8 protein-coding genes, 1 tRNA gene, 1 pseudogene and 1 riboswitch are annotated in these 9,499 nt (G+C 41.2%); of the genes and pseudogenes, 2 read left to right on the forward strand and 8 right to left on the reverse strand.

Translation table 11 applies throughout. From position 1 onward, the window contains the following. Positions 1 to 284: 284 nt before the first annotated feature. A complete protein-coding gene (gene ric / locus L1765_RS10030; protein ID WP_236406834.1) occupies positions 285 to 995 on the reverse strand; it encodes an iron-sulfur cluster repair di-iron protein in 711 nt (236 codons plus the stop codon). A 330-nt stretch (positions 996 to 1,325) separates the two neighbouring features. On the opposite strand from ric, the gene L1765_RS10035 reads away from it, so the two are divergent. Continuing rightward, complete coding sequence (locus L1765_RS10035) at positions 1,326 to 1,844, forward strand: DUF7310 family coiled-coil domain-containing protein (RefSeq protein ID WP_236406836.1); 519 nt, start codon at positions 1,326 to 1,328, stop codon at positions 1,842 to 1,844. Between the two features lie 76 nt (positions 1,845 to 1,920). Here L1765_RS10035 and L1765_RS10040 read toward each other — a convergent pair. From L1765_RS10040 to L1765_RS10070, 7 genes are all read right to left on the reverse strand, one after another. Next, a tRNA-Sec gene (locus L1765_RS10040) sits at positions 1,921 to 2,017 on the reverse strand. A 126-nt stretch (positions 2,018 to 2,143) separates the two neighbouring features. Further along, positions 2,144 to 3,313, reverse strand: coding sequence for a trans-sulfuration enzyme family protein (locus tag L1765_RS10045; RefSeq protein ID WP_236406837.1), 1,170 nt, complete (start codon positions 3,311 to 3,313; stop codon positions 2,144 to 2,146). A 191-nt stretch (positions 3,314 to 3,504) separates the two neighbouring features. Beyond that, positions 3,505 to 5,271 carry a PLP-dependent aspartate aminotransferase family protein gene (locus L1765_RS10050; protein WP_236406840.1) on the reverse strand — a complete coding sequence of 589 codons (1,767 nt, stop codon included), beginning with the start codon at positions 5,269 to 5,271 and terminating at the stop codon, positions 3,505 to 3,507. 72 nt (positions 5,272 to 5,343) lie between these two features. Beyond that, positions 5,344 to 5,455, reverse strand: a riboswitch (SAM riboswitch). Positions 5,456 to 5,562: 107 nt separating this feature from the next. Continuing rightward, a complete protein-coding gene (gene phnC / locus L1765_RS10055; RefSeq protein ID WP_236406841.1) occupies positions 5,563 to 6,300 on the reverse strand; it encodes a phosphonate ABC transporter ATP-binding protein in 738 nt (245 codons plus the stop codon). Further along, on the reverse strand, positions 6,300 to 7,058 hold the full coding sequence (phnE, locus tag L1765_RS10060; protein ID WP_236406855.1) for a phosphonate ABC transporter, permease protein PhnE: 759 nt from the start codon (positions 7,056 to 7,058) through the stop codon (positions 6,300 to 6,302). Before phnE ends, phnC begins: the two co-directional genes overlap by 1 nt. A gap of 62 nt (positions 7,059 to 7,120) precedes the next feature. Continuing rightward, complete coding sequence (gene phnD / locus L1765_RS10065; RefSeq protein ID WP_236406844.1) at positions 7,121 to 8,005, reverse strand: phosphate/phosphite/phosphonate ABC transporter substrate-binding protein; 885 nt, start codon at positions 8,003 to 8,005, stop codon at positions 7,121 to 7,123. Between the two features lie 170 nt (positions 8,006 to 8,175). Next, complete coding sequence (locus L1765_RS10070; protein WP_236406847.1) at positions 8,176 to 9,195, reverse strand: HD-GYP domain-containing protein; 1,020 nt, start codon at positions 9,193 to 9,195, stop codon at positions 8,176 to 8,178. Positions 9,196 to 9,373: 178 nt separating this feature from the next. On the opposite strand from L1765_RS10070, the pseudogene L1765_RS10075 reads away from it, so the two are divergent. Then, a pseudogene (locus L1765_RS10075) lies at positions 9,374 to 9,499 on the forward strand (transposase); the annotation flags it as partial.

The raw sequence follows: 9,499 nt of genomic DNA on the forward strand, positions 1-9,499 counted from the left end.
TCTGATAAAATATTTCAAAGCGAGAAAAAAAATAAGGTATCCTTGAATAGTCAACGATAAAATCACCAATAAGTCAAGAAGAACAACATGTACATGTTAAAAGAAAACTTTATATTTGGAGGTCTACTTTATGGAACTCCCGCTTGCATGAAAGATTAATTCAAGAATTGCTACAGTTTGTTGAACCTGTGAAAAAAAATTAAGATCATCACAGCTTCCGAGGTCGTACAAAAGCCCTCAACTCATCAATGTAACCAGATGTTTTTGAGGGCTCCTTTTCATATTTATGCCCGTTCTTTCAACCAGCGAGGAAATAGTATATTATTTTCTAAATGGACGTGCTGGAAAAGGTCGTTTTCTAATTCTTCAAGTTTTTGGTATGTTAATTGATAGGACATGCAAGCATCATCCGGAAGTTGATAATCTTTTGTCCCCTTCCTTAATTCTTTTAAAAGGTTTCCTGCATCATCATGCTCGCTTTCCAGTTTTTTAATCATCCGAATAATTTTATCCAATTGCAAAGAGGATTTATTCTTTTCATATTGTTTGATTAACGGGAAGGCATCTACTTCCTCTCTAATCATATGCTGTTCCATCTCCATTTTCAGTTTGTGAAATAGCTGATACACCTGGCTCAGCTCAGGATGTTTGGAACCATGGACACGCAATATTTTTGCAGTTAGCTGACTAATGGAAGGCAATTCTTTATTCAGGTAAGCATGATGTTTATTTACTACATAGTCAATCAGTTCACCGTATCCAGCTTCACCCCAATTTTTGATATTTTCGTTGGCAGTGCTTCTTTCGATCAATATCTGATTCAACTGTTGCATCAATTCTCCTTCATTCAGATTCATTTCATCAATTACCTCACCCAACGGCCGGTTTCCTCCACAGCAAAAATCAATTCGATATTCTTTGAATATATCTGCTGTTTTTGGAACTTGCGTGACAATGTCTCCTATTTTTATCGAACGATCAAGAGTCATTTCCATTACATCCTACCTCCAATATTTGTATTGGCATGTTATAGTAACATTTTATAATAATCTTATATTCCTCATTGTGACTATTGTCACACTAAGTATATGTAAAAATGCTAGTTCTATTATGAATAGCTTGCATCTCTCGGGGAATATTATGTTTGGAATCATACTACCCTATCCACTTATCTGGAAATTGCTTTATTTATTTAAGAACAATTTTTCGCTCTTTCAAGATTATTATTGTCTATCGGTAATTATTAAAGTAAACTAGTACCAAATAGGTCAGTTAATTATACTTTTACTTAGAAAATTAATTGATCAATGGGAGAGGTGAAAAAATTGGAAGAGATTAGAAATCTGTTTCAAAGTATTATAGAACGGCTAGATATTCAAACTGCGGAAATAAAGGGAATGAAACAAGACATCAACCGTTTGGATACTAAAATGGACTCTCTAGAACATAAGGTTGATTCCCTGGAACATAAGGTTGATTCCCTAGAGCACAAGGTTGATTCCCTGGAACATAAGGTTGATTCCCTGGAGCACAAGGTTGATTCCCTGGAGCACAAGGTTGATTCCCTGGAGCACAAGGTTGATTCCCTAGAGCACAAGGTTGATTCCCTGGAGCACAAGGTTGATTCCCTAGAGCACAAGGTTGATTCCCTAGAGCACAAGGTTGATTCCCTAGAGCACAAGGTTGATTCCCTAGAACATAAGGTAGGTGCTTTAGAATCAACTGTATCTGCCAATCATACCGATCTTATTCAAGAATTAAAGAATCTTAAAAGTGATGTTGAATTTACATATCATAAAGCTGCCCAAAACGAATTGGAACTAATGCGTTTAAAAAAACAATAAATTTACCTGAGCATTATTTCAATTTTCAACACAAAAAACAACCACAAACCCTTGTGGTTGTTAGCATTTTAAGTATTGGCGGGAGTGGGTGGGAATCGAACCCACCAGGGACGGCACGCGCCCCTCACTCGGTTTTGAAGACCGGGGGAGACACCAGAACTCCATCCACCCCCACTTTGGGAAAAAACATTCCATTAAGGAACCAGACATTATGTTACCATATCCAGCGAGATTTCGCAAAATGAATCATTTCCAAATTTGTAAACCTCGTTGATAAAAGAGAAAAAATAAATCCCAGATCACCGCATGTTAAGTGCTCGATCCAGATCCTCGATAATATCCTCCACATCTTCAACCCCTACGGATAATCGGATTAACCCTTTGGTAATCCCGGCTTTTATTCTTCTATCCTCATCCCAATATCGGTGTGAAGTGGTTTCAGGATGGGAGACAATCGACTCAACTCCCGCTAACGTCGGAGCATATTTAATCAGGGAGAAACCTCGAAACACCTCATTTATCCTGCTCTCATCGGAAATGGTAAAGCTCACCACCGCCCCATATTTTTCACCAAACCAATCCGTTGCCAGTAAATGATGGGGATGGGTGATCAATCCCGGAAAATAAACTTCCTTTACCTTTGGATGGGCATCCAAAAAATTAGCTACTTGCAGTGCATTAGAACACTGCTTTTCCATTCTGAGGGCCAACGTTTTTAATCCTCTGGAGCCAAGCCAAGCTTCAAAAGGACTTAAAGAACTTCCATAGCGGACGGTAATCTCCTTTACCCTGTTAATATCCGGTTGATGACCTACAACCACTCCAGCGGTCACATCACTATGACCCCCTATATATTTGGTTGCGCTATGCACCACCAAATCTGCCCCAATCTGTAAAGGCTTGGTGAGATAGGGAGTGGTAAAGGTATTGTCTACTACTACCTTTATACCATGGTTTCTGGCAATCTCCACCACCCTTCTGATATCAATTACCTTTAACAGGGGATTGGTAATCACCTCAGTAATGAGAAGCTTCGTTTCTTTCTTAATGGCCTTTGACCAGGAAAGCTCATCGGTCAAATCCACAAAGGTAGTTTCAATGCCGAAACGGCTTAATTCATGTTCAAGGAGAGTGGAGGTTCCTCCATAAATTTCCTCATTGCATAAGATATGATCCCCTTGACCGACATAAGTAAGAATGGCAGCCAATATCGCAGACATACCGGAAGAGGTTGCAACTCCATCACTTCCATCTTCCAGTTGAGCCACTGCTTCCCCCAGAGCCCGTTGATTGGGATTTCCCATTCGGGTATACATATACCGATCCCCGTGTTGGTAATAGGCTTCTGATTCATCCAAATCCTTAAACGTAAATACAGACGTTTGATAAATAGGTAAGGTTTTGGACCCGTTTAATTCTTCTTTCTTTTTTCCGCCATGGACAGATGTGGTTGAAAATCCCTGTTTCATCTTTTACCGCCTCTCATTACTCTAACATATCCTTAGGTCAACTTAACATTCACACGCATACTATTATTGATGGAATGTTTTTGAAGACTCCGTTCTTTCGTCTTCGAGCGGACCTGAACACTTCTCGCTCAAACTCGACTAGCAAACGTGTGTACCTTTAATTCCATATCTATAGTCGGGATTGATGGAATTTAAATAGGACAGTATGTGATGATCGTCCCTTTTAGCCTTTGAGTTTCCTTATAAATGCATCGATTGTGCACCACTTCCATACCATGGCTGGCGGCCACTTCCACCGCTTCAGGGCTGATTACTCCTTCTTGTAGCCAGAATACATGGGGGTTAATTTTGGCTGCTTTATGGGCAACTTCCACGGCATATTCAGGAGCCCGGAATACCAGAACCACATCTACCGGTTCAGGTATCGACGCTAGATCAGGATATACCTTTTCACCCAAAATCTCCGTTTCCTTTGGATTTACAGGGATAATTTTATACCCAAGCCGCTGAATTTTTCTTGCAGTTCTATAGCTGGGTCGGGCCGGATTGCCAGATAAGCCGACGATGGCAATGGTCCTGGGGTTCTGACAAACCCATTTAATGATTCCTTCGTCATTGACGATGATTCTTCTTCCATCCGGTCCTTCTCCAGTGGGAGAATAACCTAACCCGTTGGCTTTCCTTAAGGCATTATCCAAATCCGTCATTAAGTCAACAGGGGATTCCAATCCCACAGACAGACGAATCAGATCCTCAGAGACTCCTGCTGCAATTAATTCTTCCTTAGATAATTGCTGGTGAGTGGTACTTGCCGGATGAATCACCAGGGATTTGGCGTCTCCCACATTGGCCAGGTGGGACCAAAGAGAAAGACTGTCGATGAACTTAGCACCAGCTTCCCTTCCCCCTTGAATCCCAAAAATAACCATTCCACCAAAGCCTTTATCCAGATATTTCACGGCTAAATGATGGGTAGGATGATCTTCAAATCCCGGATAAGAGACCCACTCCACGGCTGGATGCTCTTTCAAATAGGAAGCAATCTCCCTTGCATTGTTGGAATGTTCTTTCATTCTCACATGAAGGGTCTCCAGCCCCTGAAGGAGCATAAACGCGTTGAAGGGACTGATACAAGAACCTAGATCACGCAGAAGCTGGACCCTAACCTTCGTAATAAAAGCTAATGAACCAAAATCCTCATGATAGCGAACCCCATGATAACTGGTATCCTCTTGGGTAAAGCGGGGGAATTTCCCGTTATTCCATGGGAAGCGCCCTCCATCCACAATCACTCCACCAATGGAGGTTCCATGGCCTCCAATCCACTTTGTCGCCGAATGAACCACGATATCCGCTCCCCATTCAATGGGTCTGCACAGATAAGGCGTGGCAAAAGTATTGTCGATGATGAGAGGAATTCCTGCATCATGGGCTACCTTGGCTACCGCTTCGATATCTAATACATTTAATCGCGGATTCCCAATAGTCTCACCAAATATGGCTTTTGTTTTTTCCGTAATGGCCTCTTTAAAATTGTCTGGATTGGATGGATCAACGAACTTCACCTTAATTCCATAGCGAGGGAGAGTTGTAGAGAATAAATTGTAGGTTCCCCCATACAAGGTTGTGGCCGCAACAATTTCATCCCCTGCTTCCGCAATATTCATGATAGAAAGGCTGATGGCTGCTTGACCGCTTGAAGTGGCCAATGCCCCAACTCCTCCCTCCAGCAGGGCCACTCTTTTTTCTAACACATCTGATGTGGGATTCCCAATACGTGTGTAAATATTCCCTGCTTCATCCAGAGAAAATAATCTCTGGGCATGTTCTGTGCTTGTGAAGGCATAAGAACTGGTTTGGTAAATGGGGACAGCCCTCGATCCGGTCGTAGGATCAACTGCCTGCCCTCCATGCAGCAATAATGTCTCCAATTGATAAGTTTCCGGTTGTTTACTCATTTATTCCCCTCCTTAAAATAAAAAACCTTCTTCAATAAGAAGAAGGTCCAATGTTCACAATTTTCCTCCTTCCTCTTATCTTTCAGGAAAACATCCTGCAGGAATTGGCACCTGTCTAATTCCACACGGAAATAGCGGTTGCCGGGTTTCATCGGGCCAGTCCCTCCACCTCTCTGGATAAAAGGCGAAACATATATGAAATTTTAAAGGCAATTTCTTAACTTGAAATTTATTGTAATTCAGTTTAAGCCCATCGTCAAGAAAAATTCTTTCTACGGTCTATTCTACGGCCTATCCAGCTTCTCCATATATTCTTAAGATCTGTTCTTCGGTTAATGCATCAGGCTGGCCATCGAAAACGATCCTTCCTTTTGCCAGACCAATGATACGGGTGGCATACCGTCTGGCGATTTCCGTATCATGGAGATTAATAATCATGGTGATGCGGTCCTTCTCATTAATTTCTTTTAATAAATCCATAATGGCCCGGCTGGTGACCGGATCCAAGCTGGCTACCGGCTCATCCCCAAGGATTATAGACGGATACTGCATTAATGTTCTTGCAATTCCCACCCTTTGCCGTTGTCCTCCGCTTAAATCCCTTACCTGTTTCTTGGCAAATGGCGCCATTCCTACCTTGGAGATTAACTCTTCGGCCAGTTTCCACTCTTTCCTCGGTAATCGGTTTAATAAAATTCTCCAAACCGGATATCGACCATAGCTTCCAACCAGAACATTTTGAAGGGTATTAAATCTCGAAATCAGATGAAAATCCTGAAAGATCATGCCCATTTCCCTGCGAATTTCCCTTAGCTGTTTCTTCCTCAGCTGTCCCATATCCATCCCTTTATAAATAATCGAACCTGATGTGGGTTCTAGCAACCGGTTAATACATCGAATAAAAGTGGACTTTCCGGCTCCGCTGGAGCCAAGAATGGCGACAAATTCCCCTTCATTAATTTCCATGGATACACCATCCAGAGCGATTTCTTTATGATAATGTTTTACCAAGTTCTGAACCAGTAGCATTAAATCACCTTCTTCCGAACAAAGGTGCTAAGGTAATCCACCAAAAAAACCAATACCATAAATACAACCACTTCTGCCGTAACGGCTGTATAATTGAAAATTTTGTAATCAATAAACAACATGTTCCCCAATCCACCGCCGCCAATCAAACCTAAAATCAATGAGGTTCTGATCGCTACTTCAAACCTGTAAAAGTAATGGGACAAAATGTTGGGCAAGATTTGCGGCAGGATACCATAGAGAGCAATAATAGTCTTTTTAGCTCCCACTGAGGTGATCGCCTCTACCGGTCCCCTGTCGCTGGATTCCACCAATTCAGAAATAAGTTTTCCCAATACTCCTATATTATGAACCATAATCGCGATGACGGCAGGGAAGGGCCCCAGTCCAAAGGTGGCAATAAATATAAGTCCTAGCACAATTTCCGGAATCGTCCTGATAAAGGTCAGGATGCTTCTGATAAGATGATAAAGCCCCTTAGGACTGGTATTATATGCAGCCAAAAAACTGACAGGTATAGCCGCAATTACCGCCAAAAAAGTTCCTAAAAAAGCAATAGCCAGAGTAATGCCCGTATTCTTAAAAGCAAGGGGCAGAACACTCCAGTCTGGAGGGAACCATTTGGTTTTTAAAAAGTTCCAACTTTTTTCTATATCTAATAAAGCACTCCAATCAAATTGGGTGACTCTCATGCTCCACGATAAAAAAAGCACTGACAACAAGGCCAGTACTATCCAGTTCCATTTTTTCACCATCATCACCTGTCAGTATGGTACTCTACTCGAATAAAATCCTGTTCAAAAATGAGAAAGTAAGGGTATTACTTGATTCTGCCATCGGCTTTAGCAGCCTGGCGAATGGATTCATAATCGCTGTCTGAAGCTTTTATAAATCCGGACGCTCCAAAGGCATTTAAAATTTCTGGATCCGTGATGCCTAAAAAAGCCTCTTGTAACTTTTCAATCGTCGCTTGATCAGTTCCTTTTGCCACAGCCCATGGATATTGAAATAATTTGTCTGACTTCCAAATTACTTTAAAAAGATCTCCATCTACTTTACCATTCTTTATTAAAATATTAAAGATGGCACTGTCAATGGCACCTGCCGTCACTTGCTTGTTTTCTACAGCAATGGCTGTTGCATCGTGGCCGCCGGTATAAAATACATTTTTAAATTGATGATCATTGGCATCCTTGAATACCCCCCGTTTTTTTAATTCAATTCCGGGAATTAGGGAGCCGGAAGTGGAATTGATGTCTCCAAAGGCAAAGGTTACATTTTCTTTATCTGCCAATAAATCCTCTAAAGAATTATACGGTGCATCCTTATGGGTGATGATATAGGAATAATAGAAGGGTTCTCCATCCACCAGTTGAGTAACAATGGCCTGTGCTCCGTTCTCTGCATTGGCAATGACATAAGTAAGGGGACCGAAGTATGCCATGTTAATCATTCCATTATTCATTGCTTCCACTACGCCGTTATAGTCCGGATATACTTCAATAGACACATCCATCCCGGTCCCTTTTTCCAGAGCTTCCGTCAATTTGTCCATGGCCTGTTGCATTTTTCCCTGGTTTTGGGAGGGAATCACACCAATTTTAAACGATGGTTCCCCCTCTTTTGAACTGCACCCTGATAACAGGAGAACGCTTAAAATACCAACCAAAAAAATAATTAAAAAGGAATGACTCCATTTTTTCATAAAAAACCCTCCCCACCAATATTTCACCAACTATATAAGACGTGTAAATCTTTGGTTCCATCTCTTTATTTGCAAAAACAAGGGTATATTCAAAAAAATCTACTATAAATATTATAGTAACATAAAACAATATATACCTAAGTCAATATTTTGTAAAGAGAGATGTAAAATTATTGAAGAACTTGCTTGATAAACAAAGTGGTTGCCTTAGCCAGATCAATTTCCTTTACCTCGTTATAGTCAGCTTCATCCGTTTGACCGATAATCCGAACAATAGGCCGGGCTGGAAGCCCTCTATGCTGTCCTACAACCACACCAATTTCTCCCGAACTTAGCTTGACGGATACGCCGGTGGGATATATGGCGATGGACCGTAAAAATTGAATCACAATGTCATGATCAAACATTTTGTTGGCCAATGCCATTATCCGCTCCGTCGCCTCATGGGGAAGATAGGGCCTCTCTCCCGAAAAAGGGGATATTAAATTATCATAATAATTGGCGACGCTAGTAATCTTGGCAAATTGATGAATTTCTTCCCCGTCAATTCCCCTGGGCGTTCCACTTCCATCCACATTTTCATGATGCTGTAAGGCAACATGGGCGGACAAGATGCTAAATTCATGTTTTTTCCTCAGCAGATTAAATCCTTTCCATGTATGATCTTCCTGCAAACTATTATCCTTTACCAATTTGCCGATATCATGAAGAAAAGCACCAATAGCCAAATCCTGAAGCTGATTCTGATTAAAGCCCATGTTGACTCCAATAATGGTCGCCATTATTCCCACGTTTAAACAATGAACAAAAAGCTGGTTGTCCTGGGTTCTGACATCCGTTAAATTAAGTAGAACGTTTTTGTTTCTTAAGATTTCATCGATAATATTTTTAACAGAATTTGTGATCTCCTTTGTATCAAAATCCTTTCCGGATTGAACACAATGAACGGCCTCAGAGATATTCTTTAAGGCCTCTCTTCTCGTCTCCTCTGCAACAACATCTTCCATCACCAAATCGTCAAACCGGTCATCCAAAATGTATAACATGGATACTCCAACCCGGCGGAGCTTATTGATCATTCCTACAGTTAGTTGAACGCCCGAATTCAGCAAAGTCCTTCCTTCACTTGTATATATACTTTTTCCTAAAATCTGTCCCGGTTCTGTATTATCCAAATGAATATATCTCATGGTTTTCCCCCAAATCCAAAGTTCACAACCCTATGATAACAATAAAAATAAAATAAGACTATTCTCCTACCCCAAAAAAATAAGAGGTTATCTCCATTCGAACATACCTCTTATCTTATAGAGATGTTCAAAGATTCTATATGGACGGAACTAAACTTACATGACCCGAAGGGTCAAGGATGCCATTCCAGGAGTTGATCGGAACGTAGCTGCTGTAATTATTGCAGAGATCGGAATCGATATGACCAAGTTTCCGACAGCCCAGCATCTTGCTTCATGGGCAGGTGTATGTCCCGGTAATCAT

It is taken from the genome of Microaerobacter geothermalis (assembly GCF_021608135.1).
In the GTDB taxonomy this organism is placed as follows: Bacteria; Bacillota; Bacilli; order DSM-22679; family DSM-22679; genus Microaerobacter; species Microaerobacter geothermalis.